Source organism: Microbacterium sp. AC035 (genome assembly GCF_979258485.1).
In genome coordinates, this window is record NZ_OZ409858.1 from 744,397 (window position 1) to 771,190 (window position 26,794).

Genomic DNA, 26,794 nt, shown 5'->3' on the forward strand with positions numbered 1-26,794 from the left:
GTCGTGGCATCCACTCCCACAGGTCCTGTTTTCACTCAGGCGGGAGTGCGCCGGGCACCAGGGAGTTCGATCGTCCGATCGACTTGACAACCTCAAAGGCGCAGAACCGCGCCAGAACCAGGAGACGACCATGGCTGTGGTCACCATCCGCCAGCTGCTCGACAGCGGCGTGCACTTCGGACACCAGACCCGTCGGTGGAACCCGAAGGTCAAGCGCTTCATCCTCACCGAGCGCAGCGGCATCCACATCATCGACCTGCAGCAGTCGCTCGGGTACATCGACAAGGCATACGACTTCGTCAAGGAGACCGTCGCCCACGGCGGCACCATCCTCTTCGTCGGCACCAAGAAGCAGGCGCAGGAGATCCTCGCCGAGCAGGCGACGCGCGTGGGCCAGCCCTACGTCAACCAGCGCTGGCTCGGTGGACTCCTCACGAACTTCCAGACGATCGCGAAGCGTCTCGCCCGCATGAAGGAGCTCGAGGAGCTCGACTACGAGAACCCGTCCGCTTCAGGCTTCACGAAGAAGGAACTCCTCCTCAAGAAGCGCGAGCTCGACAAGCTGCACAAGTCGCTCGGCGGTATCCGCAACCTCACCAAGACGCCGTCCGCCCTGTGGGTCGTCGACGCCAAGCGTGAGCACCTCGCCATCGACGAGGCGAAGAAGCTCGGCATCCCGGTGATCGGCATCCTCGACACCAACGCGGACCCCGACGACTTCCAGTACCCGATCCCCGGCAACGACGACGCGATCCGCTCGGTCTCGCTGCTCACCCGCATCATCGCGGACGCAGCGGCAGAGGGCCTCCAGCAGAAGCACAACCCCGAGACGGGCGACGCTGAGCCGCTCGCCGACTGGGAGAAGGAGCTTCTCGAGACCCCCGTTCAGGAGTCCGCTGACGCCGCCGCCGTCGAGACGCCTGCCGATGAGGCCGCCGTCGTCGAGACGCCCGCTGCCGACGAGACCGCTGCTGACGAGGCCGGTGCCGAGGCACACGACGAGGCGATCGCTGATGCTTCCGGTGAGGAGACCGCTGAGGTCGCCGACGCCGAGGCAGCAGACGCCAAGTAATTCCGCGACCACCACACACATCACGAAGCAAGGAGCCACCACACATGGCCAACTTCACCATCGCCGATCTCAAGGCGCTCCGTGAGCAGCTCGGCACGGGAATGGTCGACACCAAGAAGGCGCTCGAGGAGGCTGACGGCAACGTCGAGAAGGCCACCGAGATCCTGCGTCTCAAGGGTGCCAAGGGCAACGCGAAGCGCGCTGACCGCTCCACCAGCGAGGGCCTCATCGTCGCTCGCGAACAGGGCGGTTCGGTGACGCTGATCGAGCTCGCCTGCGAGACCGACTTCGTCGCGAAGAACGAGCGCTTCATCGCGCTGGCCGACAAGGTCGCCGACGCCGTCGCAGCCGTCAAGGCCGATTCGGTCGAGACCGCTCTCGCCGCCCAGGCGGGCGACAAGAGCGTCGAGCAGGTCATCTCGGAAGAGGCCGCGATCATCGGCGAGAAGGTCGAGCTGCGTCGCGTGCGCACGATCTCCGGCGACAAGGTCGAGGTCTACCTGCACCGCACGAGCAAGGATCTGCCTCCGCAGATCGGTGTCGTCGTCGCCTACACGGGTGATGACGCCGAGACCGCTCGCAGCATCGCGCAGCACATCTCGTTCGCGAACCCGTCGTACCTCTCCCGCGAGGACGTTCCGTCCGACGCCGTGGAGAAGGAGCGTCAGATCGTGACCGAGATCTCTCGCAACGAGGGCAAGCCGGAGGCGGCGCTGCCCAAGATCGTCGAGGGCCGTGTCTCCGCGTTCATCAAGCAGGTCGCCCTGCTCGAGCAGGACTACGCGAAGGACAGCAAGCTCTCCGTCGCTCAGGTGGCGAAGGACGCCGGGATCACCGTGACGGACTTCGCGCGCTTCAAGGTCGGCGCGTAACACCGTCGAAGGGGTTCGGATCAACGCGATCCGAACCCCTTCTTCATGCCCAGAAGGCACTATCTTGAATCGGGACGAGAGGATCACCCCCATGACCGAACGCACAGGACGCCGTCGCGTCCTTCTGAAGCTCTCCGGCGAGGCGTTCGGCGCCGGCCAGCTCGGCGTCAACCCGGACATCGTCAGTCAGATCGCGCGCGACATCGCTGCGGCGGTCGATCGGGTCGAGGTCGCCATCGTCGTCGGCGGAGGCAACTTCTTCCGCGGAGCCGAACTCAGCCAGCGCGGGATGGACCGCGGCCGAGCCGATTACATGGGAATGCTCGGCACGGTCATGAATGCTCTCGCCCTGCAGGACTTCCTCGAGCAGGCGGGTGCGCCCACTCGCGTGCAGTCGGCCATCTCGATGACTCAGGTCGCTGAACCGTACATCCCGCTGCGGGCCGAGCGGCACATGGAAAAGGGCCGTGTCGTCATCTTCGGCGCCGGAGCGGGCCTGCCGTACTTCTCCACCGACACGGTCGCAGCACAGCGCGCTCTCGAGATCGGCGCGCAGGAGGTCCTCGTCGCCAAGAACGGCGTGGACGCGATCTATACGGCCGACCCGAACAAGCACGCCGACGCGGAGCGCATCGAGCGCGTCACGTATCGGGATGCACTCCAGCGGGGGCTCAAGGTCGTCGATTCCACGGCGTTCAGTCTCTGCATGGACAACAACATGGATATGCGCGTCTTCGGTATGGAACCTGCCGGCAACGTCACGCGTGCGCTCCTGGGAGAGCCGATCGGCACTCTCGTCACCGCCTGAGCGCCTGACGGTGCTCCCGGGCCATGCCCGATAGAATTTCAGAACACCCCGACGATAGGAGTCACCGTGATCGCGGATGTCCTCGCTGAAACCACCTCCCGTATGGCACGAGCGGTCGAGGCCGCCAAGGAGGACTTCTCCACGGTGCGCACCGGCCGCGCCAACCCGCAGCTGTTCCAGAAGGTGCTCGTCGACTACTACGGCACGCCCACTCCGCTCGCTCAGCTTGCCTCGCTGGCGAACCAGGAGGCGCGTACGCTCATCATCACGCCTTACGACAAGACGGCTCTGAAGGGCATCGAACAGGCGATTCGCGACATGCCCAATCTCGGTGCGAACCCCACGAATGACGGCAACCTCGTTCGCGTGACGATGCCTGAGCTCACGGCAGAGCGCCGCAAGGAGTACGTCAAGCTCGTCAAGACCAAGGCGGAGGACGCCAAGGTGCACGTGCGCGGCATCCGTCGTAAGGCGAAGGACGAACTCGACGGCCTCAAGAGCGAACTCGGTGAAGACGAGATCGCTCGGGGAGAGAAGGAACTCGACGCCCTCACGCGCCAGCACGTCGATCTCATCGACGACGCACTCAAGCGCAAAGAGGCTGAACTCCTCGAGGTATAGGCGGCATGTCCGACGAACCCACTGATGACGGCGCCGACAAGCCGCAGACGCGCCGCGCGGCGCGCGACTCGTCGACGTCGACCGGCGCCGTCCCGCTGGTCGACGGCGCCTTCGCGGCGTTCGACGCGACGAGCATCCCGCCCCGTCCGCCCCATCCCGCCGACGAGCGTGCGATGACAGAGTCGCCGCTGGACACTGCTGAACACAATGCGATCAGAGAGCAGTGGCGGGCCAAGCGCGACGAGTTCGGCACGCATGTGACGCATGCTCGAGGTCAGCTCGATCAGGCCAACGAGCGCATCAAGGAGCGCACAGGGCGCGACCTGATCCTCGCGACCCTGATCGGACTCGCGTTCGGGGCCGCGCTGCTCGCGTCGCTGTTGTTCATCAAGGTCCTCTTCGTGCCGTTCGCGCTGGCCGCTGCCTTGCTCGGGGTCTACGAGCTCTCATTGGCGTTGCGTGCATCGGGTCGACGGATCGACGTGATCCCGCAGTTCATCGCCGCGACCCTGCTCGTGCTGTCCGCGTTCTTCCTCGACCTGTGGTTCGTCTGGGTCATGCTGTTCTTCGCCGTCGCATTCGTGATCGTCTGGCGGCTGGTCGCCCAGATGATCGCCAAGGACGGCAGAACCTACGGGGATGTGCTGACGGATGCGGTCATCGGCGGGTTCGTCCAGATCTACGTGCCGTTTCTCGCTGCCGTCGCACTCATCCTGCTCAAGCAGGAGGGGGGCCAGTGGTGGGTGCTGAGCTTCATCGCGATCGCCGTCGTGGCCGACACCGGAGCGTATGCCGCAGGACTGGCCTTCGGGAAGCACCCCATGGCGCCGAAGATCAGTCCCAAGAAGACATGGGAGGGATTCGGGGGAGCTGTGGTCGGGTCGATCACGGCCGGTGTGCTCCTCGCTCTCTTCCTGCTGGACCTGCCGTGGTGGATCGGCGTGATCTTCGGCGTCGCCATACTCCTGTCCGCGACCCTGGGCGACCTCGGCGAGTCCATGCTCAAGCGCGATCTCGGCATCAAGGACATGAGTTCCTGGCTCCCGGGCCACGGAGGGCTCCTGGACCGACTCGACAGCATCCTGCCGTCGACCGTGCCCGCGCTGTGCCTGTATTTCCTCTTCTCCTCCTGGGTGGTGCTGTGATGGTCTCCGACGACGTACAGACATCGGACGCGGCCGTTCAAGGACCGCCGGCGTTCTCCTTGACCACCGGCCGTGTGCGCGGCTATCACCGGTCTGCGGTCGACACTTTCCTCGCGGCCGCCAGAGCGGCGTTCGAAGCCGACGCCGACGACCTCAGCGCGGCCGATGTCCGTGTGGCATCCTTCCCTCTGGTCAAGAACGGCTATGTCGTGGCCGAGGTCGACGCAGCGCTCGGGCGAGTGGAAGACGCGCTGGCAGCTCGCGCGCGCGATCGAGTCGTACGCTCGCAGGGCGCGGGAGCGTGGGTCGAGCAGGCCCGCGACGATGCCCAGGTCATCCTCGACCACCTCGCGCGTCCGAAGCGGCAGCGTTTCGCTCGCACAGGCCTTCTCACCTTCGGCTACCGGATCGATGAGGTCGATCATGTCGGCACCCGCATCGCACGCTATCTGCGGGATGGCGAGCCCCTGACGGCCGAGCAGCTGCGCTCCGCCGCGTTCCGCATGCAGCGCGGGGGGTACCGGGAGGAGCAGGTCGATGCTCTGCTCGATGCGACCGTCGACGTGATCCTGGCCGTTCGCTGAGCGTTCCGATGGCCTACTCGGGCCTCACCGGGTAGACTGCCACTCATCGTGAACTCCCGAAACGACATGACATCCCATCGAAACGACGTCGCGCCTGTGCCCGCATCGGCGACTCTTTCGGCGCGCAACGGCAGTCGTCGACGGGGCGTCGCAGGATTTTTCAGCGGTCTCGCGGTCGTCGGCTTCGCTGCGGCCATGGTGGCACCGACCGGCGTCGCTCTCGCCCAGCAGCCTGAAACGGTCGGCCCGGAGTCGGCATACTCGGCCGCACTCAGCGAGACCCAGAATCTCACCGTCACCGCAGAGGGCGCCGCGATCGCACCGGTTCAGCGAGGCACTTTCTCGGTCTACGTGACACCCAAGCCGACCCCGACACCGACGCCGACCACTGCGTCTTCAGGTTCGTCGGGATCATCGAAACCCGGTCCCAGCGCTCCTCTCTTCTACACCGGAGGGGGAGCTCCTGCCGAGTGGATGGCTGCTGCGGGCATCGCGGAGTCTGACTGGGGCTACGTCGACTACATCGTCTCCCGCGAGAGCGGGTGGAACCCGAATGCGACGAACAAGTCCTCAGGTGCATGCGGTCTCGTCCAGGCACTGCCCTGCAGCAAGGTTCCCGGCAACGGCTACGACCCGGTCGATAACCTGCGCTGGGCGACGGGATACGCCACGGGACGATACGGCAGCTGGGCCGGCGCTCACGCCTTCTGGACGAACAACCACTGGTGGTGAGCCGGCGTCATGCCTCGCTCTCGCAAACGGCGTCCGGCGCGCCCTGACGCTGAAGACTCGCTCGAACGCCTTCTGACGTCCTGGAAGCGCACAGAGATGCGTCGAGGGTCGGAGTGGACAGTGCAACCGGTGTCGGCGGTGCAGGCTCTCAAGGAGTACATCTGCCCGGGATGCGGGCGCAGCGTCGTGCCAGGCACCGCGCACCTCGTGGTCTGGCGTGCGGACGGAGTTCTCGGCGATGCCGCGGATCTCGCCGCACGAAGGCACTGGCACACACACTGTTGGAGGATTGCGTGAGCATGGAGATCCGTGGACCGATCGAACTCCCGGCACGCCGGGAAGACATCGTGCTGGAGACGGCGGATGAGCTGAGGCTCGTCGGCGAGTTGGTGATGCCCGAGTCATCGACGCCTGCGGCCACTCTGGTCACTCTGCACCCACTGCCGACAGCCGGTGGGTTCATGGACTCGCACATCATCCGCAAGGCCGCAGCTCGACTGCCTGCGCTGGCTGATCTCGCAGTGCTGCGGTTCAACACCAGAGGCACCACCTCGCCACGCGGCACCAGCGATGGGGCTTTCGACGGGGGAGCGGCGGAGCAGTTCGACGTCGCAGCGGCGATGGAGTTCGTGCGCGAGCGAGCTCTTCCGCGCCCGTGGCTTCTCGGCTGGTCCTTCGGCACCGAACTCGCCCTGAAGTACGGGCGGGAGCACGACGTCGAGGGCATCATCCTCCTGTCTCCGCCGCTCCACCGTGCGACGGACGCCGAGGTCGCGGCGTGGGCGAACTCCGACGTCGACGTGGTCGTGCTCGTTCCCGAGCTCGACGACTACTTACGCCCGGCCGAAGCACGCGATCGCTTCTCTGCGATCCCTCACGCGAAGCTGATCGCCGTCGAGGGCGGCAAGCACCTCTGGGTGGGGGAGAGCCAGACGCGGCGCGTCCTCACCGAGATCGTCGCTGCGGTGAATCCGGCGGCTCTCCCGCTTCCGACCGAATGGCCCGAGGCCTAGAGCTCGTTCATCCGGGGGATCAGCACCTGCCGATAGAGGATCAGGATGCTGGCCGCCACGGGGATCGCGATCAGCGCGCCGAGCAGGCCCAGCAGGCTGCCTCCTGCAAGCGCCGCGACCACGACGACCGCACCGGGCACCGACACTGCTCGGCTCATGATCCTCGGGGAGATGATGTAGGCCTCGATCTGCATGTAGATGAGGTAGTAGATCGCGGCCGCGATCGCTGTCGCCGGCGAGCCGAGTCCGGGGATCAGACACACGAGGACGATGATCGTGGACCCCGTGAGAGTTCCGACGAGCGGGATCAGCGAGAAGAAGAAGGCCACGACGGCGAGCACCGCGGGGAACGGCGCATCGATGATCGTGAGGAAGATCATGCTCAGGATGCCGTTGATGACACCCTGAGTGACCTGACCCATGACGTAGTAGCCGACCGAATCGGTTATCTGCTCGGCGAGGTCGATGAATCGCTCGCGCTTCGATGCGGGGGCGAGCTGATAGACGGCGCGCTTGAGCGACGGCGTGGATGCGGTGAGGTAGATCGTGAGGATGAGGATGATGAAGGCGCCGAACAGTCCGCTCACGACGGCGCCGCCGGCCGCGAGGACGCTCTGGCCGATCGACCCGCCGATCTGGGCGAGGTTGGTCTCGAGCCAGTTCGTGACATAGGCGAACACATCGTCGACCTTGAGGTTGGGGAAGGTGTCGACCATCCACTGGCGCAAGTCGCTGAGGAAGGTGCCTCGCTGGACGATGGCCGTGATCTCGGCGATGAGCTGCGAGATCTGATCGACGAGCACGGGGATGACGATCAGGATGATTCCCGCGAACACACCGAGAACGGCGAGGATCGTGATGAGCACGGCGAGCCAGCGCGGGAGCCTCCTGCGTTCGAGGAACGAGACGAGCGGGTCGAGCCCCAAGCTCAGGAAGAGCGCTGTGCCCACGTACAGCAGCACCGTCGAGAGGCTTTCGACGCTGCCGATCAGCAGGATGCCCAACCCCACGCCGAGCGTCGCCACGAGAGCGGTACGGAACGGGTTGTGGATCTTCATCGCTGCTCCTCGGAATGGGGGACTCTGCAAGCGTATCCACCGCATAGCGACAGGCCGCGACGACGTGCCGCGCGCGACCCCGGCGTGCCCCTCGTGGGCAATGCACAGGTGATTTCGCTAGTCTGAAATGTCGAGTGTTGCGACTCGGGCGTGCGTCCGGGCCGTGTGAGGAGACTATTCGTGCGTTTCGTATGGGCCGTTGTGGCCTTCGTGCTGGCTGCGGGACTGATCGCTGCAGGCGTCGCGCAGCGAACCATCTTCATGGGTCCGTCGACCCAGGAGGTCTCAGTCGCTGTAGAAGAACCCGCCCCCTACGTGCTGCTGGACGGCGACGTCCTGCGAGAGCACCCCGGGTCTCAGACCCTGCTCGTGCGGGGAGAAGGCGAGATCTTCGCGGCGTACGGGCGGACGGCCGACATGGAGGCGTGGCTGGCTGACGCCTCCTACAATCACGTGACCGCGGGCAAGGATGGCGAGCTCGAGGCGGAGCTGGTTCCTGCCGGTGCAACGGACGATGGTGATAAACCCACGGCATCTCCGGCACCGACGGAGAGCCCCGCCCCCGCGGAGACGCCTGCCCCGTCCGCGACCCCCGCCGAGGACGGGGCAGCCGCGGAGACGGGCCGCAACCCGGCCGGCTCCGATCTCTGGCTCGATTCGTTCACCGAGACCGATGCTCTCATCGTGGACAACATGCAGATCCCCGAAGGCGTCAGCCTGATCATCGCGTACGACGGCACCCAGGACGCTCCAGACGACATCGCGATCTCGTGGCCGCTCGACACCTCGACGCCTCTTGCCGGTCCGCTCATGGCGGCAGGCGCCGCCATGCTCCTCGCCGGGCTGGTGCTCTATGTCCTCGCCATCCGTCACCAGCGCCGCGGGCGTGGACCGCGTCGCAAGGGCCCTGGCCCCCTTCCGGCTACGGAGCCGATCGATGTGGCTCAGCTGCCGCCGTCGGAACGCGCCGCGATCGAGGGCTCAGCAGCGGATGCACCTGAAGTCTCCGCACCCTCCGGGGAGGGAGCGGACACGGCTGGAGCGGGAAGCGAAGGGTCGGATGATGCGGCCGGCGCGCAGAGCCCCGACCGGGATCGAAAGTCCGAGATGCGTGCGACGACAACGGATCGCAGGCGCCGCCTGCTCGCGTTGCCCGCGCTCGCGGTGACGGCGCTGCTCGCGAGCGGTTGCTCGCCCGACTCCTGGCCGCAGTTCGGAGAGGGTACGCCGTCGCCGTCGCCCAGCGCGACCGTGATCGCCCCGGAGAACCAGAAGCCACCCGCAGTGACCGAGTCGCAGGCGAAGCGAATCCTGCAGGAGGTGTCGACGACTCTCTCCGACGCGGACGCGGCGATGGACATCGCTCTGGCGGGAACCCGTCTCGATGGGCCGGCGCTCACAGCGCGCACGACCGAGTACGCGCTCCGGACCGCTCTGCCGGAGACCCCGGTACCTGCAGTGATCCCGACCGATGACGTCGAGGTCGTGCTGCCCGAAGCCACCGACCGGTGGCCGCGCACCGTGCTTCTGCTCTCGAAGGATGCAGCGGACGACACCGTGCCGCCGGTGATCCTCACCATGACTCAGCAGGATCCGTGGTCGAGCTACAAGGTCACGAACATGGCCGAGATGTCGGCGGACGCCGTCTTCCCCGAGGTGGCCGCGCCGTGGCTCGGGACCTCGCTCGTGCCGGACGATTCCGCGTTCCTCAGCCTCCCGCCGAGTGAGCTGGCAGCGACGTTCGCAGACATCGTCGATGCGGGGGAGACCAGCGCGTCCTACGGGCTCTTCGATGAGATCTCTCAGAATCTCGCCCAGTCGATTCGCGACAGTCGCCAGGCCGTCGTGCAGAACCTCGCTGACAACGGCGCTGCAGAGACCTCGCAGACCGCGTTCGACATCATCCCGGCGGATTCCGCACCGGTATCGATGGCAACGCTGGACAGCGGCGCCATCGTGGCTGTCTCGCTCGTCGACACGGAATCGGTGACGCCGACGTCGGCGGACGCCGTGATCCGCTTCGGCGACAACGCGCAGGCGAAGGCACTCACGGGCGTGACCGAGTCCGCCAAGGGTGTGACGACCAAGTACGAGTTCCAGCTGTTCTTCTCCGTTCCCTCGCAGGGATCGACGGAGCAGATCCGTCTTCTGGCAGTCCGACAGGACCTTCTCTCCGTCGAGGTGATCAAGTGACCGATATCTCTCCCGCCGCGCTCCGAGGAGCCGTCGACCTCTCCTCTCTGCGAAACCGCCCGGCGGCGCCGGCTGCGGGTGCGCCGAGTCCTGCTCCCGGAACCGCTGACATCGTGGTCGATGCGACCGACGAGTCGTTCGGCCAGATCCTCGAGCTCTCGCGCACCGTGCCGGTGGTCGTGGACCTCTGGGCGGAATGGTGCGGTCCGTGCAAGCAGCTGAGTCCGATCATCGAGAAGGTGGCGCGGGAACTCGGCGGCAAGGTGCTTCTCGCCAAAGTCGATGTCGATGCCAACCCGCAGCTCGCTCAGGGCTTTCGCGCGCAGTCGATCCCGATGGTCGTCGCCCTCATCGCCGGTCAGCCGGTCCCGATGTTCACGGGGGCGGTTCCCGAGCAGCAGGTCAGGGACGTCTTCGCGCAGTTGCTCCAGCTCGCGGCTCAGAACGGCGTGACGGGAACGTTGAACGTCGGCGAGCCGGCCGAGGGACAGGAGGAGCCGGCGGAACCGCCGATGCCGCCTCTGCACGCTGAGGCCTTCGCCGCCATCGAGACGGGCGACTACGCTGCCGCGATCGTGGCGTATGAGAAGGCGCTGTCAGAGAATCCCCGCGACGAGGACGCTATCGCCGGTCTGGGGCAGGTTCGGCTCCTCGACCGGGTCCAGAAGCTCGACCTGCACGATGCGCGGGCGGCGGCTGCGGCTGGTCCGCGAGACATCCAGGCGCAGTTCGATGTCGCTGATCTCGACCTCGCCGGCGGACACGTCGACGATGCGTTCGGAAGGCTGCTCGACCTGTTCGCTCAGCTTCCCTCGGACGAGCGGACGCCGGTCAGAGCGCGCCTGATCGAGCTTTTCGGCCTGATCGGTGCCGCAGACCCTCGCGTCGTCTCTGCGCGGAACAGGCTCTCTTCGCTGCTCTTCTGACGCGACGACATGGCTGACCAGCCCAGTGGGGCGGTCAGCCATGAACGGCGGCCGTGAAGGGTCAGCCGTGGCTGATCGTGGGCACGTGGGGGTCGCCCTCGTGTCGCAGCCACAGCGTGGACAGTGCAGGAATCGTGACGGTCGCGATTGCGGGTCCGCCGTCCTCGGCACGGGCGACGACCATGCCGAGATTGCCCGATCCGCGGCCGCCGTACTCTGCGGCATCCGTGTTGAGGATCTCCTGCCATACGCCGGCGACAGGCAGGGTCAGGCTGTGGCCGCTGCGCTCGACGCCGGCGAAGTTGCTGATCACGACGACGCGGCCACCGTGTGCGTCGCGGCGCTCGAACGCGATCACGTTCGGGTCCCAGCTCGGAGCGCCGAGACGCGCGAACGAGGAGCCGTCGTTGTCTCGCTCCCAGAGCGGGGCCTGGGCACGATAGGTGCGATTGAGCTGGCCGACGAAACCCTGCAGTTGCGCATGCGACGGCTGCTCCAGCAGCCACCAGTCGAGTTCGCGGGACTCGGACCACTCCGCGAGCTGCCCGAACTCCTGCCCCATGAAGAGCAGCTTCTTGCCAGGATGGCCCCACATGTACGCCAGGTAGGCACGAACGTTCGCGAGCTTGTGCCAGTGGTCCCCGGGCATCTTCGCGAGAAGGCTGCCCTTGCCGTGCACGACCTCGTCATGGCTGATCGGCAGCAGATAGTTCTCTCCGAACGCGTAGACGAATGAGAACGTCATCTCGCCTTCATGGTGCGATCGGTACATCGGGTCGCGTTCGATGTACTGGAGGGAGTCGTTCATCCAGCCCATGTTCCACTTGAACCCGAAGCCCAGTCCGGCGTGGTCGGTCGGCGCGGTCACCCCGGGGAAGCTCGTCGACTCCTCTGCGATCATCAGCACGCCCGGGTGCAGGCGATAGGCGGTCGCGTTCACCTCCTGCAGGAAGCGGATCGCCTCGAGGTTCTCCCTGCCCCCGTGGATGTTCGGCTCCCACTCACCCTCATTGCGGGAGTAATCGAGATAGAGCATCGAGGCCACGGCGTCGACCCGAAGGCCGTCGACATGGAACTCGCTCAGCCAGAAGAGCGCGTTTGCCACCAGGAAGCCACGCACCTCAGGGCGGCCATAGTCGAAGATGAGGGTTCCCCAGTCCTGGTGCTCGCCGCGTCGAGGGTCGGGATGCTCGTAGAGCGGCTGCCCGTCGAACTTCGCGAGGGCGAAGGCATCCTTGGGGAAGTGCCCTGGCACCCAGTCCATGATCACGCCGATCCCGGCCTGGTGGAGCCGGTCGATCAAGTACCGCAGATCGTCGGGGCTGCCGAAACGACTCGTCGCGGCGTAGTAACCGCTCACCTGGTATCCCCAAGAGCCGCCGAAGGGGTGCTCTGCGAGCGGCATGAACTCGACGTGCGTGAAACCGGCTTCGTTGACATGGGCGATGAGGGGATCGGCGGCCTCGCGGTAGCTCAATCCTCCGCGCCAGGAACCGAGGTGGACCTCGTAGATTGACAGCGGCTGGGCGACCGCATGTGTCGCCGCACGGCGCGTCATCCAGGCACCATCCGACCAGGCGTACGTCGACTGCGTGATGACCGATGCCGTCTCGGGCGGGACCTGCGCCGCCTGGGCCATCGGGTCGGCCTTGAAGATCCAGGAGCCGCTGCGCGTGCGGATCTCGTATTTGTAGGTCGTGCCGATCGCGAGGTCGGGGATGAACAGCTCCCAGATGCCGCTCACACCCATCGAGCGCATCGCGTGGGCTTCGCCGTTCCAGCCGTTGTGCTCGCCGGCCACGCGTACGGCCGTGGCGTTGGGAGCCCACACGGCGAATGCGACACCGGGCTCGCCCCCTGCAACCTGTGCGTGCGCACCCAGCACCTGCCACAGCCGCTCGTGCCGTCCCTCCGCGATCAGATGCAGGTCGACGTCGCCGAGCGTGGGGAGGTGTCGGTAGGGGTCGCCGCTGATCGTCTCGTCGTCGTCACCGTATGCGGTGGCGATCCGATAGGGGACGGGGGCGCCATCGTGCTGAGCCTCCCAGATCCCGTGCGCGACGTGATCGAGATCCAATCGGCTTCCGTCCGGGAAGACCGCGGCGACCGAGGAGGCGAGAGGACGACGGGCACGGATGACCGTGACGGTGCGCTCTCCTGCGTCTGTGAACGGGTGCGAGCCCAGCACGGCGTGCGGGTCGTGGTGGGCGCCGGCCGCCACTGCGGCCCAGTCCGATGACGTCGTGGCATCTTCGACGTAGCTCATGCTCGTCTCCTCACCTTCAGTATGTGCACCGGTTCGGCGAAGGCGTCGAGGCGCACGTAGTTGTGGTCGGCCCACGTCCAGACTGCTCCGGTCAGCAGGTCCTCCACTTCGAACGGCTCGCCCGGCGGAACACCCCAGATCGTCGTGTCGAGATGAACTGTGGTCTCACGAACCGAATGCGGATCCACGTTCGCGATCACGAGGACCGTGTCGGAGTGGCCGGTGCCGGTGAAAGCCGCATCGAGGTGCTTGCTGTAGACCAGCACGGAGTCGTCGTCACTCCAGTGCACGGAGAGGTTCCGGAGCTGGCGAAGCGCCGGATGCGCGCTGCGGATCTCGTTCAGCCGACGCAGCAGCGGGGCCAACGACTCACCGGCAGCCTCCGCACCCTCCCAATCACGGAATTTGAACTCATACTTCTCGTTGTCGATGTTCTCCTCGGAACCCGGGCGTGCGACATTCTCGAAGAGCTCGTATCCGGCGTACACGCCGTAGACCGGAGCAGCGGTGGCCGCGATGCACGCGCGGATCCGGTAGGCGGCGCGTCCGCCGAACTGCAGGTATTCGGTGAGGATGTCATGCGTGTTCACGAAGAGGTTCGGTCGCATGTAGTCGCTGGTCTCGTGGGAGACGCTGGTGAGGAACTCCTCGAGCTCGGCCTTGGTGTTTCGCCAGGTGAAGTAGCTGTAGCTCTGCTGGAATCCCACGGCGGCGAGGGCGCGCATCACTGCAGGTCGGGTGAAGGCCTCGGCGAGGAAGATCACGTCCGGGTCCTGCGCGTTGACCGTGGCGATGAGCCACTCCCAGAACTGGAGCGGCTTCGTGTGCGGATTGTCGACCCGGAAGATCTTCACACCCTCGCGCACCCAGTGCTGGACGATACGCAGCATCTCCTGGTAGATGCCGGCAGGGTCGTTGTCGAAGTTCAGGGGGTAGATGTCCTGATACTTCTTCGGCGGGTTCTCCGCGTAGGCGATGGTGCCATCGGGCAGGGTCGTGAACCACTCCGGGTGCGCGTCGACCCACGGGTGATCCGGAGATGCCTGCAGAGCGAGATCGAGAGCGACCTCCAGACCTTCGCTCTTCGCAGCTCGCACGAAGGCACGGAAATCAGCAGGCTTGCCGAGCTCGGGGTGGATCGCGTCGTGGCCGCCATCGGCGGAGCCGATCGCATACGGCGAACCCGGATCGCCCGGCTCCGTCGTCAGCGTATTGTTCCGGCCCTTGCGGTTCGTGGTCCCGATCGGATGGACGGGGACCAGGTAGATGACGTCGAATCCCATGGCGGCGACAGCAGGAAGGCGTTTGGCGGCCGTTCGGAACGTCCCGCTCTTGATCGTGCCGTCCTTGAGGCGCTTCGCGCCCTCCGAGCGCGGGAAGAACTCGTACCATGCGCCGACGCCTGCGGCTGTCCGCTCGACCAGCAGCGTGTGCGCTGCTGACGCCGAACGCAGTGTCATGAGCGGCCGGTCCCGGAAGAGAGCGGCGAGCTCGGCATCCGTCGACGCGGCGATCGTGGTCGCGGCGTCTCCGCCGGACAGTGCGGCGGCGACGTCGTCGAGACGTCTGCGCTGAGCTGCAGGGCGGTCCTTCTGGCCCGCCGCGCGCGTGAACAGCTCGGCGCCGAGTGCCGCCATCACAGGCACGTCGACGCCGGCGGCGACCTTCACCTCGGCGGCGTGAGCCCAGGTCGCGAAGTCATCGGAGAACGCTTCGAAGCGAAACGTCCAGCGACCCTGCAGGTCTATCGCGATCTCGGCACCCCAGCGATCGCTCCCGTCCAAGAACGGGGTCAGTCTGTGCAGCGTCTCGTCACCGTCGGGCGAGGTCAACCGAAGCTGCACGCCGATGAGATCGTGCCCCTCCCGGAACGCGACCACGCTGAACGGAACCACCTCGCCGACGAAGGCCTTCGGTGCGAAACCGCCTGGTACGGCCGGTGTCCCACCGACGAGCGGAATGCGAGTCGCTACGAGCCCGTCGCCGTCCGAGACGGCGCCCAAGGGGCGCGTCGGGATCTGCGCGGGGCTTCGGAGAGCCTTCGGACTGATGCTGCTCATACGTGCGGCCACCCCCCGAATGTACCGCTACGGACGTGGACCGGGTAGCTCGCTGAGAGCACCGGCGCGCCGCCGCTCATTCCACGCGGAAGAGTCGCATGGAGGTGCCGGGGATGGGCAGGATGTCGCCCGGGGCGAACACCTCGCCGCCGGCATCAGGGCGCTCATCCGCGCTCGACCACAGGGACACGAAGCGCGTCGCATCCTCGAGATCCTCCGGGAGACGGACGTCGATGGGGGACTCCGTGCCGTGCACGATGAGGAGGATGCGGTTGGCCGCCTCGAGGTCGGGTGTCGAGGCCGCGACGTACTGCAGCGTCCGGTTCCCGGGGTCCGTCCACTGCTCGCTCTCCATCGTCTCGCCGTTCTGGTCGAACCAGTCCATGACTGAGGCGTTGGGGATGTGCTCGCCGAGTCGCGCGTATCGACTCGGACGCAGAGCGGGGTTCTCGGAACGGAGCTGGATGAGCCGAGCGACGTGTGCTCGCAGGTCTTCCTGCCAGGGCTCGGCGTCCCATCCGAGCCAGGTCATCGACGAATCCTGGGCGTAGGCGTTGTTGTTGCCGCGCTGCGTGCGTCCGACCTCATCGCCTGCCGTGAGCATCGGGATCCCCGCCGACAGAAGCAGAGTGCCGAGCAGGTTGCGCATCGCCTTGCGGCGGGCTGCGAGGATGGCCGGATCGTCGGTCGGACCCTCGATGCCGTGATTGAACGCGCGATTCATGTCGGCGCCGTCGCGGTTCTGCTCTCCGTTCGCCTCGTTGTGCTTGACGTCGTAAGACACGAGGTCGTGCAGCGTGAATCCGTCGTGTGCCGTGACGAAGTTGATGCTCGCGAGCGGGCCCCTCTCGTCCGCGAAGGTGTTCGAGGACCCGGCGAGACGCGTGGCGAAACCGCCGATGCCGACAGGAGCAGAGGCACGACGCGCGTAGTCGATGTCGCTCAGCCAGAAGTTCCGCACCCGGTCGCGGTAGCGGTCGTTCCACTCCAACCAGCCGTTCGGGAAGTTGCCGGTCTGCCAGCCGCCCATGCCGACATCCCACGGTTCTGCGATGAGCTTGGTCTCGCGGAGGATCGGGTCGTTCGCGATCGCGGTGAGCAGGGGGTGCTCCGGTGTGTAGGTGTGCGAGCCGTCTCGCGCGATCGCAGCGGCGAGGTCGAACCGGAACCCGTCGATCTGCATCTCCTGCGCCCAGTAGCGCAGAGAATCGAGCACGAGCCGAGCGCCGGCGTCCGTCGAGGTGTCGAGAGTGTTGCCGCAGCCCGTCGTGTCGATGTAGGCGCCGGACGCGTCCTGCCGGTAGTAGCTCGCATTGTCGATGCCACGCAGACTCGAGCGAGGACCGCCGAGTCCCTCTTCCGACGTGTGGTTGTACACGACATCCAGGATGACCTCGAGTCCGGCTTCGTGCAGCAGCCTCACCATGCCCTTGAACTCGGCGAGAACCGCCTCGGGGCCGCCCTTGCGCGCGTCCTCGGTCGCATAGGCGTTGTGCGGCGTGAAGAAGTTGAGGGTGTTGTAGCCCCAGTAATTCGTCAGGCCGCGCTCGAGCAACCGCGGTTCCGGCACGAAAGCCTGAACGGGAAGCAGTTCGATCGAGGTGATACCGAGAGAGTGGAAGTATTCGATCATCGCGGGGTGTGCGAGCCCGGCGTAAGTGCCGTGCAGGGCAGGAGGCACGTCGGGCTGCCGCTTGGTGAGCCCCTTCAGGTGGCCTTCATAGATCACCGTCCGATCGAGGGGGATCCGCGGCTTGACGGAGTCTCCCCAGTCGAAGCCGTCGACGATGACGACGGAACGCCACTCCTCATAGCCGTCGCCCTGGGCGAGACCCCGGGCATAGGGATCCAGCAGCAGGGTCTCGGGGTTGAACGTGTTGCCTGGACCGTGCGGGCCTCCGACACGGACGGCATATCGGGTGCCGGGCTGGAGCAGCTCCGTGGTCACTTCCCAGATGCCGCCGGGAAGGCGGGCGAGGTCGACCTGATCGATCACCCAGTCGAGGTCGGTGGCATCGAAGACGACGAGTTCGATCGACGACGCATTCTGCGACCAGACGCGGAGGGTCCCGACGCCGTCGTGAAGGCGCACACCGAGGTTGTCGAGTGCAGTACCGCCGGGCACGGTGATGTCTCGGATCGCGGGCATGAGTACACAATAGAGGGCTGCGCTCGGGTCTCAGGACCGCGTGCACTCAGTTCCATGTGCGCTCGGGAGGCTGGAAATGGGGGAGAGTTGAGGGATGCAGCACTATCTCGATCACGCCGCCACGACCCCGCTGCGCCCCGAGGCGCGCGAGGCGTGGCTGGACGCGAGCTCGATCGTCGGCAATGCGTCGTCGACGCATGGCGCGGGGCAGGAAGCGCGGCGCCTGCTCGAGGAAGCGCGTGAGCGCTCGGCTGCTGTGCTCGACTGCGACCCCATCGAGGTCGTCTTCACCTCAGGGGGCACCGAGTCGATAAACCTCGCGCTGCAGGGGCTCTGGCACGCGCGCCCGGCGGGGACGGATGCCATCGTGATGCCCGATGCGGAGCACCACGCAACCGTCGACACGGTCGAGGCCCTGGTGGCGGCTGGGGCGGTACTGCGTGCTGTTCCGGTATATGGCACGGCAGCCATCGACCTGGGCGTCTTCGCCCAGCAGCTTCCGGGTGCGGCGCTGGCGACCGCGCTGGTCGCGAACAACGAGGCGGGGACGATCAACGACGCTGCGATGCTCGCCTCGGCGACCGCGCGCGCACACGTTCCACTGCACCTCGATGCGGTGTCGGCACTCGGTCATCTTCCGCTGTCCTTCCGTGCGCTGAGGGGCGATGCGTCAGACGCAGCCGGCCTGGTCGCGATGAGCGTCGCGGGGCACAAGATCGGGGCGCCGGTCGGTGTCGGTGCCTTGGTCGCCGCTCGCACCGCCCGGCTCTCGGCGCTGCTCCGCGGCGGCGCACAGCAGAGGGGGCTCCGTGCCGGGACGCAGGATGTGGCGGGCGCAGCGGCGTTCGCCACCGCGCTCGAACTCGCCGAGTCGGAACGGGAATCGGAGTCGACTCGGCTCGCGGCGATGCGCGACCGGCTGGTCGACGGCATCCTGACCCGAGTGCCTCAGGCGGAGTTGCTCGGGCACCCGTCCGAGCGGCTCCCCGGCAACGCGCACGTGCTGTTCCCCGGCGCAGTGGGTGAGAGCCTGCTGTTCCTCCTCGACATGGCCGGCATCGCCGCGTCGACCGGATCGGCCTGCCAGGCAGGGGTCGCAGAGCCGTCGCATGTGGTGATCGCCATGGGACGCAGCGAGCAGGATGCTCGCAGCGTGCTCCGGTTCACACTCGGGCGCACCTCGACGGACGCCGACGTCGATGCGGTTCTCGCCTCGATCGCCGACGTCTACGCGAGAGCTTCCGGCTCCGGCTCAGCCGCACGCTCGTAGACTGGTCGTATGAGGATTCTTGCGGCCATGAGTGGCGGAGTGGACTCCGCAGTCGCGGCCGCGCGTGCCGTGGAGGCGGGGCACGACGTCGTCGGAGTGCATCTCGCGCTCTCCCGTGCGGGAGGCACGCTGCGGACGGGGAGCAGAGGCTGTTGCACCATCGAGGACGCTCTCGACGCACGGCGTGCAGCAGATCTCCTCGGCATCCCCTTCTACGTCTGGGATTTCTCGGAGCGATTCCGTGAAGACGTGATCGCCGACTTCGTCTCCGAGTACCAGGCGGGGCGCACTCCCAATCCGTGCATGCGCTGCAACGAGAAGATCAAGTTCGCCGCTCTGCTCGAGCGCGCGATCGAACTCGGCTTCGACGCCGTCTGCACGGGGCACTACGCGACGCTGATCCCTACTGACGCCGGGCTCGAGCTGCACAGGGCTGCCGACAACGCGAAGGATCAGTCGTATGTTCTCGGTGTCCTGACGGCCGAGCAGCTTGCGCACACCTACTTCCCGCTCGGAACCACGCCCTCGAAGGCCGTCGTGCGTGCGGAGGCGGAAGCGCGCGGTCTCAGCGTGGCCCAGAAGCCCGACAGCCACGACATCTGCTTCATTCCCGATGGCGACACCCGGGGCTGGTTGGCCGAGAAGGTGGGCACTGCGACCGGGGAGATCGTCGACCGCACGGGCTCCGTGGTCGGTTCGCATGAAGGTGCGCACGCGTTCACGGTAGGCCAGCGTCGTGGACTCAAGCTCGGCGTTCCGGCGGCAGACGGCAAGCCCCGGTTCGTGCTCGAGGTGCGGCCGGTGTCGAACACCGTGGTCGTCGGTCCGAAGGAAGCTCTCGCGACGCGAGAGATCTCCGGAGACAGGTTCAGCTGGGCGGGCGCCGCGCCCGTGGACGCGGAGTTCGACTGCGAGGTGCAGATCCGGGCCCATGCGGAGCCGGAGGTCGCTCGGGCCTTCGTGTCGGCGGACGGCGTGCGCGTCGTGCCGGTCGAGCCTCTCAACGGCGTTGCCCCTGGCCAGACGGCGGTGCTGTACGTCGGCACTCGTGTGCTCGGCCAGTTCACCATCGACCGCACGGTGTCTGCGGTGCCGGTCGACGCGTAGCGCCTCCCTGAGGATGTCGGTGGCCGCTCGTAGACTGGCGGAGTGCCGGAGAACATCTCGCTGGAAGAAGCCCGTATAGAAGCCGACGAGCTGACCACTCGCATCCTCGAGGCGAAGGACGCCTACTACGGGCGTGACACCTCGCTCGTCGACGACTCCACGTACGACGGATGGATGCGCAGGCTCGAAGAGCTCGAACGCCTGCATCCCGAGCTTCAGGGTCAGGATTCCCCCACCCAGATGGTGGGCGCTGCCGAAGCGACGGGCCTGGCGACCATCGAGCACGCCGAGCGGATGCTGAGTCTCGACAACGTGTTCTCCATCGAGGAGCTGAGGGAATGGGCCGCGAAGACGAGGGCCTCGGCAGGACGTGACGTCGACTGGCTGACCGAGCTGAAGATCGATGGTCTCGCGATCAATCTCCGTTACGAGAACGGCCGGCTGACCTCTGCGGCGACCCGCGGCGACGGCCGCGTCGGCGAGATCGTCACCGAGAACGCTCTGCGGCTGCCGGAGATACCGCTCGAACTCACCGGCTCGGGTCACCCCGCGATCGTGGAGGTTCGCGGCGAGGTGTTCATCCCCGTGGCTGCCTTCGAACGACTGAATGCCGCACAGGCGTCGTTCCGCGACCGCGCGTATGCCGACGCGCTGGCCCGTTGGGACGCGCGCGCGGGCGCGAAGAAGCCCTTCGACGAAGAGAAGGCTCGCACAGCCGCGGCGCGACGTTTCCCCTCCTTCGCCAACCCGCGGAACGCGGCCAGCGGGGGGCTCCGGCAGCAGATCGACAAGAAGAACGGTCTCGAGCTCGAGGCGGGGATGCTGCGCATCGAATCACTAGCACTCTACGTGCACGGCATCGGCGCGTGGCCGGACCCGCCCGTCGCCGCGCAGAGCCAGGTGTACGAGCAGCTCGCAGCATGGGGTCTGCCGACGAGCCCTCACACCAAGGTGTGTACGACCATCGACGAGGTCGCGGCGTTCGTCGAGTACTTCGGTGAGCACCGGCACGACATCGAACACGAACTCGACGGCATCGTGGTCAAGGTCGACGAGCTCTCGCTGCACGATGAGCTCGGCGCCACGAGCCGAGCCCCGCGCTGGGCGATCGCTTACAAGTACCCACCCGAAGAAGTGCAGACGAAGCTCCTCGACATCGTCGTCTCGGTCGGTCGCACCGGCAGGGCCACGCCGTTCGCGGTGATGGCTCCCGCCCAGGTGGCAGGCTCGGTGGTCAGGCAGGCGACTCTGCACAACAAGGACGTGGTGAAGGCGAAGGGCGTGCTCATCGGCGACACGGTCGTTCTGCGTAAAGCAGGCGACGTCATTCCCGAGGTGCTCGGTCCTGTGGTCGACAAACGCGATGGCACGGAACGCGAGTTCGTCATGCCCGTCGAGTGCCCGGAGTGCGGCACACCGCTGCGTCCGATGAAAGAAGGCGACATCGATCTGCGCTGCCCGAACGCACGCTCGTGCCCAGCGCAGGTGCGTGGTCGTGTCGAGCACATCGGATCCCGCGGCGCTCTCGACATCGAGGCTCTCGGCGAAGTCACGGCGGCGGCGCTCACACAGCCGACATCGCCTGCCGTTCCGCCACTCGAGACCGAGGCAGGGCTGTTCGCGCTCACTCTCGAAGAGATCGTGCCGATCGAGCTGTTCGTCCGCGACGCGGAGACGGGCTTGCCGAAGGAGGACGACGACGGGCTCGTGAAGACCCGAGCGCCGTTCCGCCGCAATCCCACGGCCGCCGAGAAGAAGTCAGGCCTCGAGGGGCCGCAGCCGTCATCGCAGGCCGTCACGCTCCTGGCCGAGCTCGAGAAGGCCAAGACGAAGGACCTCTGGCGACTTCTCGTCTCTCTGAACATCCGTCACGTCGGCCCTGTGGCTGCGCGGGCGCTCGCCCAGTGGTTCGGCTCCCTCGATGCCATCCGCTCCGCATCTCGAGACGAGCTCGCCGCAGTCGAGGGAGTCGGAGGCATCATCGCCGACTCGCTGCTCGCGTGGTTCGAGATCGATTGGCACCAGGAGATCGTGCAGCGGTGGGCGGAGGCGGGTGTGCAGTGGGCCACCCCTGGGCACCCGGGGCCGGGCGCGGCGATCGTAGAGGGCGGCGTCCTCGACGGGCTGACCATCGTGGCCACGGGATCCCTCGACGGCTACACTCGCGACGGAGCACAGGAGGCGATCATCAGGGCCGGCGGCAAGGCGGCGTCGAGTGTCTCCAAGAAGACCGACTTCGTGGCGGCCGGGCCGGGAGCCGGGTCGAAGCTCGGGAAGGCCGAGGAGCTGGGTATCCGAATCCTCGACGCGGCGCAGTTCCACATCCTCGTCACCGAGGGGCCGGACGCGCTCGGATGAAACGCTACGGACCGCTGATCGTCGTTCCCGGCGCTCTGGCCGTCGGCGACCCGGGACGACACCACCTGCGACTCACGCCTGACGCTGTGCTCTTTCGCGAGGGCAGCGAGAATCGAGGAATCGTCCCATGGGGCCAGGTGGAGCGGGTGCTTCTCGACGTGCCGGTGACGCGCTTCCGGCTGCCGGGTCTGGTGAGCACGATCGTGATCGGTGCGCTCACGTTTCTCGCTCTCTCGGATCTGGGACTGGACCCGGATGACGGCACGGTCGACGTGCTCATCGACGGAGAATCGACCACCGCGCCACTCAGCCGCCACCATGTCGGCGGGTATTGGGCTCCCACGATCGACGGCGCCCACAGGCTGCTTCAGCACCTCATCGACAACCCGGAGCAGCGGGCGCTGCTCGCTCGTCCCGAACCGCTCATCGATGTGGCAGCGCGCCTCGCTCGCACCGCGTCGACCGGAACGTCAGGCTCCTGACGTGCTCATGCTCCGGCGATGCGTTGGAGCAACTTCGGTGATCCGGCGAACCCGAGTCTCCGATACACAGGAACTGCTCGCTCGCTCGAGTGCACGGTGATCCTCGACGCGCCGGCACTGTTCGCATGGGCTGTCGCTGCGTCGACGAGAGCTGTTCCCACACCTGAACCACGGTGCTCGGGCAACACGAAAACGCTCTGGATGTCTGCCGAGAGGCGGACGCTCGCACCGGGGCTCGGCACTCGGGGCAGCAGCGCGATCCAGGCGGCGCCGATCATCGCACCATCGACCGTCCGCGCGACGAACGCGGTGTGTGTGGCCCGATGAGCTTCCCACCATGACAGGAGCACATTCGCGAACGAGTCGAAATCCGCGGCGTCGGCACCGGCTCTGTCGATCCACTTCAAGCGCGCCAGACCCCGGACGTCTTCGGGTCCGGCGCGCTCGATGTGCATGTCTCGGTCAGTCCTTGTGGCGCGGCTTGCGGAACGGCTTCTCGCCACGATCGTCGGTGCGGGCCGGACGGTCTTCGCGATCGTAGCGGGGGCGGTCGTAGCTACCCCGAGCGCCGGCATCGCGGGGTCCGTCGTTGCGTCGCGACGCGGGGCCGCGGTCGGGCTTGATCTCGATCAGACGACCGGAGATGCGAGTGTCCTTCAGCTTCTCGAGCACTGACGAGTCGAGGTTCGCGGGCAGCTCGACGACCGTGAAGTCGGGCCGGATGTTGATGGCGCCGAAGTCGTCGCGGCCGAGGCCGCCCTCGTTGGCGAGCGCGCCGACGATCTGACGAGGCTCGACGCGGTGACGTCGACCGACCTCGATGCGGTAGGGCTTGTAGTCACCCCGCCCGCGACGCTCACGGGGCTCGCGCGGCTCGCGCCTGTCGCGGTTGTTGTTCTCGCGCGGCGGACGGTTGTCGTACTCGACGGCCTTCGTCAGCGGGTCATCCGAAGGGTCGAGCAGCAGCGGTGTGTCGCCCTGCGCGACGACCGCGAGTGCGGCTGCCACATCGGCCTCCGGCACGTCGTGGTTGCGCACATAGTGGGCGATGATGTCGCGGAACTTCTCGATGCGCGCGTTGTCGCCGAGCGCCGTCGTGATCGCGTCATCGAAGCGCGCGAGACGCGTGGTGTTGACGTCGTCCATGCTCGGCAGCTGCATCTGCGCCGGCTGCTGGCGGGTCGCCTTCTCGATCGACTTGAGGAGGTAGCGCTCGCGAGGCGTGATGAAGCTGATCGCGTCGCCCTTGCGCCCGGCGCGGCCGGTGCGGCCGATGCGGTGCACGTAGGACTCGGTGTCGGTGGGGATGTCGAAGTTGATGACGTGGCTGATGCGCTCGACGTCGAGACCACGGGCGGCGACGTCCGTTGCGACGAGGATGTCGAGCTTGCCGTCCTTGAGCTGGTTGACGCTGCGCTCACGCTGCACCTGCGCCACATCGCCGTTGATCGCGGCGGCCGAGTAACCGCGAGCCCGCAGCTTCTCGGCGAGCGTCTCGGTCTCGTTCTTGGTGCGGACGAACACGATCATGCCGTCGAAGTTCTCGACCTCGAGGATGCGGGTCAGCGCATCGACCTTCTGCGCGTAGGACACCACGAGGTATCGCTGCGTGATGTTGGTGCCCGTCGCGGTCTTGGACTTGATGCTGATCTCTTCGGGATCGCGCAGGTACTTCTGCGCGAGGCGCCGGATCTGCGGGGGCATCGTCGCGGAGAACAGGGCGACCTGCTTCTCGACGGGCGTCTGCGCGAGGATCTGCTCGACGTCTTCCGCGAAGCCCATCTTCAGCATCTCGTCGGCCTCGTCCAGCACCAGGTACTGCAGCTGGGAGAGATCGAGAGTGCCCTTGGCGAGGTGATCCATGATGCGGCCGGGCGTTCCGACGATCACGTGCACGCCCCGGCGCAGAGCGGAGAGCTGCACGCCGTAGGCCTGGCCGCCGTAGACGGGCAGCATGTGCACGCCCTTCATCTTCGAGGCGTACGACTCGAAGGCCTCGCAGACCTGCAGGGCGAGTTCGCGCGTCGGTGCGAGCACCAGCGCCTGAGGCGTCTTCTGCGAGACGTCGAGGCGCTCGAGCACGGGGAGCGCGAAGGCGGCGGTCTTTCCCGTGCCGGTCTGCGCCATGCCGACGACATCGCGTCCCGCGAGGAGGGTCGGAATGGTCGCGGCCTGGATGGGGGAGGGGGTCTCGTAGCCGAGATCGCGGATCGCCTTGAGGACGGGTCCGGTGATACCGAGTTCCTCGAATCCAGGGGTCTCGGGGGCTTCGGTGGGTACAGCGTCTTCAGGGGTCACTGATCAAGGGTAGCGCGTCGCGTCTTCCCGCGCCTGTGAGGGCGCCCTCAGGAGCCCGAGGTCAGCGCCAGGAGCCGCTCTCTGACCTGTCGTCGCAGCACCTTGCCGATGAGGGACTTCGGCAGCTCGTCGACGACGAAGATCCGACGAGGCACCTTGTAGGGGGTGAGGATGCTGCGCGCGTACTCGCGGATCGCCTCGACGTCCACGTCGGTTCCGGCATCCACGACGATCGCAGCGACGACCTCCTCGCCGGAATGGTCGCTCGGCAGGCCGACTACGGCGGCATCCGCGACCTGCGGGTGCTGTCGCAGTGCGCTCTCCACCTCTGTCGGTGCGACGTTGAAGCCGCCGGTGATGATGAGCTCCTTGATGCGGTCGACGATGCGGATGAACCCCGCATGGTCGACCGTCACGATGTCTCCGGTGCGGAACCAGCCGTCGACGAAGACGGCGTCGGTCTCCTCCGGCTTGCCGTAGTAGCCGGAGAACACCTGAGGACCGCGCACGAGGAGCTCGCCCGCCGCGCCGGGTTCGACATCGACGGTCGGATTCTCAGGATCGACCACACGGCACTCGGTGCCGGGCAACGGGAGCCCGACGGTGCCGGGGACACGGTTGTCGGCGACCGGATTCGCCATCAGAACGGGGGAGCACTCGCTGAGCCCGTAGCCTTCGACGAGGAAGCCGTTCGTCGCAGCCTCGAAAGGCACCACGAGCTCGTGCGGCAGCGCCATCGCACCGGAGATCGCGACCTCGATGCCGTCGAGTGACACGCCCTGGGAGTTCGCCGCGGTGAGCAGCCGATCTGCGATCGGCGGCACGAGCGGAAGGAAGGTCGCCGGGTGCTTCTTCATCACATCGAGCACGAGATCCGGATCGAATTTCGGGAACAGCACGAGGCGTGCGCCCATCGACATCGCGAAGGTCAGGCACAGGGTGAGGCCGTAGGCGTGGAACATGGGCAGGACGGCGTAGACGACGCATCCCTTGCCTCGCTGGATGGAGGGCACCCAGGCTTGCGACTGAGCGGCGTTCGCGAGCAGGTTTCCGTGGGTGAGCGCCGCTCCCTTGGGAGTGCCCGTGGTGCCCGACGTGTACTGGATGATGGCGAGGTCGCCGGTGGCCGGCTTCGGGTGGGTCGCCGCAACAGGGGGCGACTGCACGAGTGAGTCCCATGTGACGGTTCCGCGTACGCGCTCCGTGAGCGCCGCGCGAGATTCCCGCGCCTTCGCCACCGGCAGTCGCAGAGCCACGCGCGTGAGAAGAGGCATCGCCCGGGTGACGTCGACGGAGATGACGTTCGTCACGGCGAGATCTGCCGGGAACTCCTGCACCGTCGCCACGACCTTGTTCCAGACGATCGCGTGCTTCGCGCCGTGGTCCTCGAACTGCTTCCGCAGCTCGCGCGGCGTGTAGAGCGGGTTGTGTTCGACCACCACCGCGCCCAGACGGAGCACCGCGTAGAACGCCACGATGTGCTGAGGACAGTTCGGCAGGACGATCGCAACCGGATCCCCGGTGCGCACGCCCAGCTCCCGCAGACCCTCGGCGGCGCGGTCGATCGCCTCCTGCAGCTGCGCGTAGGTCGTCTCACGGCCGAAGAACTGCAGTGCAGGAGCGTCCGGGTAGTCGCGAGCGGATGCCGCGACGATGTCGATCAGAGATCCCGAGACGGGGGCGAGATCGTCGGGGACGCCGTCCGCGTAGCTGGCGATCCAAGGGCGGGGAGGCTGGTACGAGCTCACCTGCCCAGCATAGGACCGGCCCCGCTCGTCTG

General features: G+C 66.9%; 22 protein-coding genes. 15 read left to right on the forward strand and 7 right to left on the reverse strand.

Features of this window, described 5'->3' with window-relative positions; translation table 11 throughout:
• Positions 1-130: 130 nt before the first annotated feature.
• The 9 genes from rpsB to ACZ0AA_RS03580 all read left to right on the forward strand — a co-directional run bounded on the left by rpsB (position 131) and on the right by ACZ0AA_RS03580 (position 6,847).
• A complete protein-coding gene (rpsB, locus tag ACZ0AA_RS03540) occupies positions 131-1,072 on the forward strand; it encodes a 30S ribosomal protein S2 (RefSeq protein WP_463512167.1) in 942 nt (313 codons plus the stop codon).
• 44 nt (positions 1,073-1,116) lie between these two features.
• On the forward strand, positions 1,117-1,944 hold the full coding sequence (gene tsf / locus ACZ0AA_RS03545) for a translation elongation factor Ts (RefSeq protein ID WP_400860608.1): 828 nt from the start codon (positions 1,117-1,119) through the stop codon (positions 1,942-1,944).
• A gap of 91 nt (positions 1,945-2,035) precedes the next feature.
• Positions 2,036-2,752, forward strand: a complete 717-nt coding sequence (gene pyrH / locus ACZ0AA_RS03550) for a UMP kinase (protein ID WP_042536766.1) — start codon at positions 2,036-2,038, stop codon at positions 2,750-2,752.
• Between the two features lie 66 nt (positions 2,753-2,818).
• Complete coding sequence (frr, locus tag ACZ0AA_RS03555) at positions 2,819-3,373, forward strand: ribosome recycling factor (RefSeq protein WP_400785667.1); 555 nt, start codon at positions 2,819-2,821, stop codon at positions 3,371-3,373.
• A gap of 5 nt (positions 3,374-3,378) precedes the next feature.
• Positions 3,379-4,518, forward strand: coding sequence for a phosphatidate cytidylyltransferase (locus ACZ0AA_RS03560; RefSeq protein WP_400860607.1), 1,140 nt, complete (start codon positions 3,379-3,381; stop codon positions 4,516-4,518).
• Positions 4,518-5,102, forward strand: a complete 585-nt coding sequence (locus ACZ0AA_RS03565) for a DivIVA domain-containing protein (protein ID WP_400860605.1) — start codon at positions 4,518-4,520, stop codon at positions 5,100-5,102. The genes ACZ0AA_RS03560 and ACZ0AA_RS03565 overlap by 1 nt, the downstream gene beginning before the upstream one ends.
• 66 nt (positions 5,103-5,168) lie before the next feature.
• Positions 5,169-5,834: an aggregation-promoting factor C-terminal-like domain-containing protein gene (locus ACZ0AA_RS03570; protein WP_400860603.1), complete on the forward strand. Its 666-nt coding sequence runs from the start codon at positions 5,169-5,171 to the stop codon at positions 5,832-5,834.
• Between the two features lie 9 nt (positions 5,835-5,843).
• Positions 5,844-6,131, forward strand: coding sequence for a hypothetical protein (locus tag ACZ0AA_RS03575; RefSeq protein WP_400860601.1), 288 nt, complete (start codon positions 5,844-5,846; stop codon positions 6,129-6,131).
• A gap of 2 nt (positions 6,132-6,133) precedes the next feature.
• Positions 6,134-6,847 (forward strand): alpha/beta hydrolase, encoded by a 714-nt coding sequence (locus ACZ0AA_RS03580; RefSeq protein WP_463513815.1) that lies wholly within the window; start codon positions 6,134-6,136, stop codon positions 6,845-6,847.
• Here ACZ0AA_RS03580 and ACZ0AA_RS03585 read toward each other — a convergent pair.
• On the reverse strand, positions 6,844-7,905 hold the full coding sequence (locus ACZ0AA_RS03585; protein ID WP_400860599.1) for an AI-2E family transporter: 1,062 nt from the start codon (positions 7,903-7,905) through the stop codon (positions 6,844-6,846). The genes ACZ0AA_RS03580 and ACZ0AA_RS03585 overlap by 4 nt on opposite strands.
• Before the next feature lie 180 nt (positions 7,906-8,085).
• On the opposite strand from ACZ0AA_RS03585, the gene ACZ0AA_RS03590 reads away from it, so the two are divergent.
• Entirely contained in the window at positions 8,086-10,098 is a 2,013-nt protein-coding gene (locus tag ACZ0AA_RS03590) for a glycosyl transferase (protein ID WP_463512168.1), read from the forward strand.
• Positions 10,095-11,024: a tetratricopeptide repeat protein gene (locus ACZ0AA_RS03595; protein ID WP_463512169.1), complete on the forward strand. Its 930-nt coding sequence runs from the start codon at positions 10,095-10,097 to the stop codon at positions 11,022-11,024. The genes ACZ0AA_RS03590 and ACZ0AA_RS03595 overlap by 4 nt, the downstream gene beginning before the upstream one ends.
• 61 nt (positions 11,025-11,085) lie before the next feature.
• On the opposite strand, the gene glgB is transcribed toward ACZ0AA_RS03595, so the two are convergent.
• The 3 genes from glgB to glgX form a co-directional block, all read right to left on the reverse strand.
• Positions 11,086-13,290, reverse strand: coding sequence for a 1,4-alpha-glucan branching protein GlgB (gene glgB / locus ACZ0AA_RS03600; protein WP_463512170.1), 2,205 nt, complete (start codon positions 13,288-13,290; stop codon positions 11,086-11,088).
• Positions 13,287-15,350, reverse strand: coding sequence for an alpha-1,4-glucan--maltose-1-phosphate maltosyltransferase (locus tag ACZ0AA_RS03605; RefSeq protein WP_463513816.1), 2,064 nt, complete (start codon positions 15,348-15,350; stop codon positions 13,287-13,289). Before ACZ0AA_RS03605 ends, glgB begins: the two co-directional genes overlap by 4 nt.
• A gap of 76 nt (positions 15,351-15,426) precedes the next feature.
• Complete coding sequence (gene glgX / locus ACZ0AA_RS03610; RefSeq protein WP_400860592.1) at positions 15,427-17,499, reverse strand: glycogen debranching protein GlgX; 2,073 nt, start codon at positions 17,497-17,499, stop codon at positions 15,427-15,429.
• 94 nt (positions 17,500-17,593) lie between these two features.
• On the opposite strand from glgX, the gene ACZ0AA_RS03615 reads away from it, so the two are divergent.
• From ACZ0AA_RS03615 to ACZ0AA_RS03630, 4 genes are read left to right on the forward strand one after another with little or no spacing between them, the layout of a single operon-like run.
• The gene (locus ACZ0AA_RS03615) at positions 17,594-18,769 is read left to right on the forward strand and encodes a cysteine desulfurase family protein (protein ID WP_463512171.1); all 1,176 of its coding nucleotides are present in this window, start codon (positions 17,594-17,596) and stop codon (positions 18,767-18,769) included.
• Between the two features lie 9 nt (positions 18,770-18,778).
• Positions 18,779-19,876, forward strand: a complete 1,098-nt coding sequence (gene mnmA, locus ACZ0AA_RS03620; protein WP_463512172.1) for a tRNA 2-thiouridine(34) synthase MnmA — start codon at positions 18,779-18,781, stop codon at positions 19,874-19,876.
• 42 nt (positions 19,877-19,918) lie between these two features.
• Positions 19,919-22,234 (forward strand): NAD-dependent DNA ligase LigA, encoded by a 2,316-nt coding sequence (gene ligA / locus ACZ0AA_RS03625; RefSeq protein WP_463512173.1) that lies wholly within the window; start codon positions 19,919-19,921, stop codon positions 22,232-22,234.
• The gene (locus ACZ0AA_RS03630) at positions 22,231-22,716 is read left to right on the forward strand and encodes a hypothetical protein (protein ID WP_463512174.1); all 486 of its coding nucleotides are present in this window, start codon (positions 22,231-22,233) and stop codon (positions 22,714-22,716) included. The genes ligA and ACZ0AA_RS03630 overlap by 4 nt, the downstream gene beginning before the upstream one ends.
• A 5-nt stretch (positions 22,717-22,721) precedes the next feature.
• Here ACZ0AA_RS03630 and ACZ0AA_RS03635 read toward each other — a convergent pair whose 3' ends face one another.
• Genes ACZ0AA_RS03635 through ACZ0AA_RS03645 form a run of 3 tightly spaced genes read right to left on the reverse strand, consistent with a single transcriptional unit; the run spans position 22,722 to position 26,762 of the window.
• Complete coding sequence (locus ACZ0AA_RS03635; protein ID WP_400860583.1) at positions 22,722-23,171, reverse strand: GNAT family N-acetyltransferase; 450 nt, start codon at positions 23,169-23,171, stop codon at positions 22,722-22,724.
• Positions 23,172-23,178: 7 nt separating this feature from the next.
• Positions 23,179-25,014, reverse strand: coding sequence for a DEAD/DEAH box helicase (locus ACZ0AA_RS03640; protein WP_400860582.1), 1,836 nt, complete (start codon positions 25,012-25,014; stop codon positions 23,179-23,181).
• A gap of 47 nt (positions 25,015-25,061) precedes the next feature.
• Positions 25,062-26,762: a long-chain-fatty-acid--CoA ligase gene (locus ACZ0AA_RS03645; protein ID WP_463512175.1), complete on the reverse strand. Its 1,701-nt coding sequence runs from the start codon at positions 26,760-26,762 to the stop codon at positions 25,062-25,064.
• Positions 26,763-26,794 lie beyond the last annotated feature (32 nt).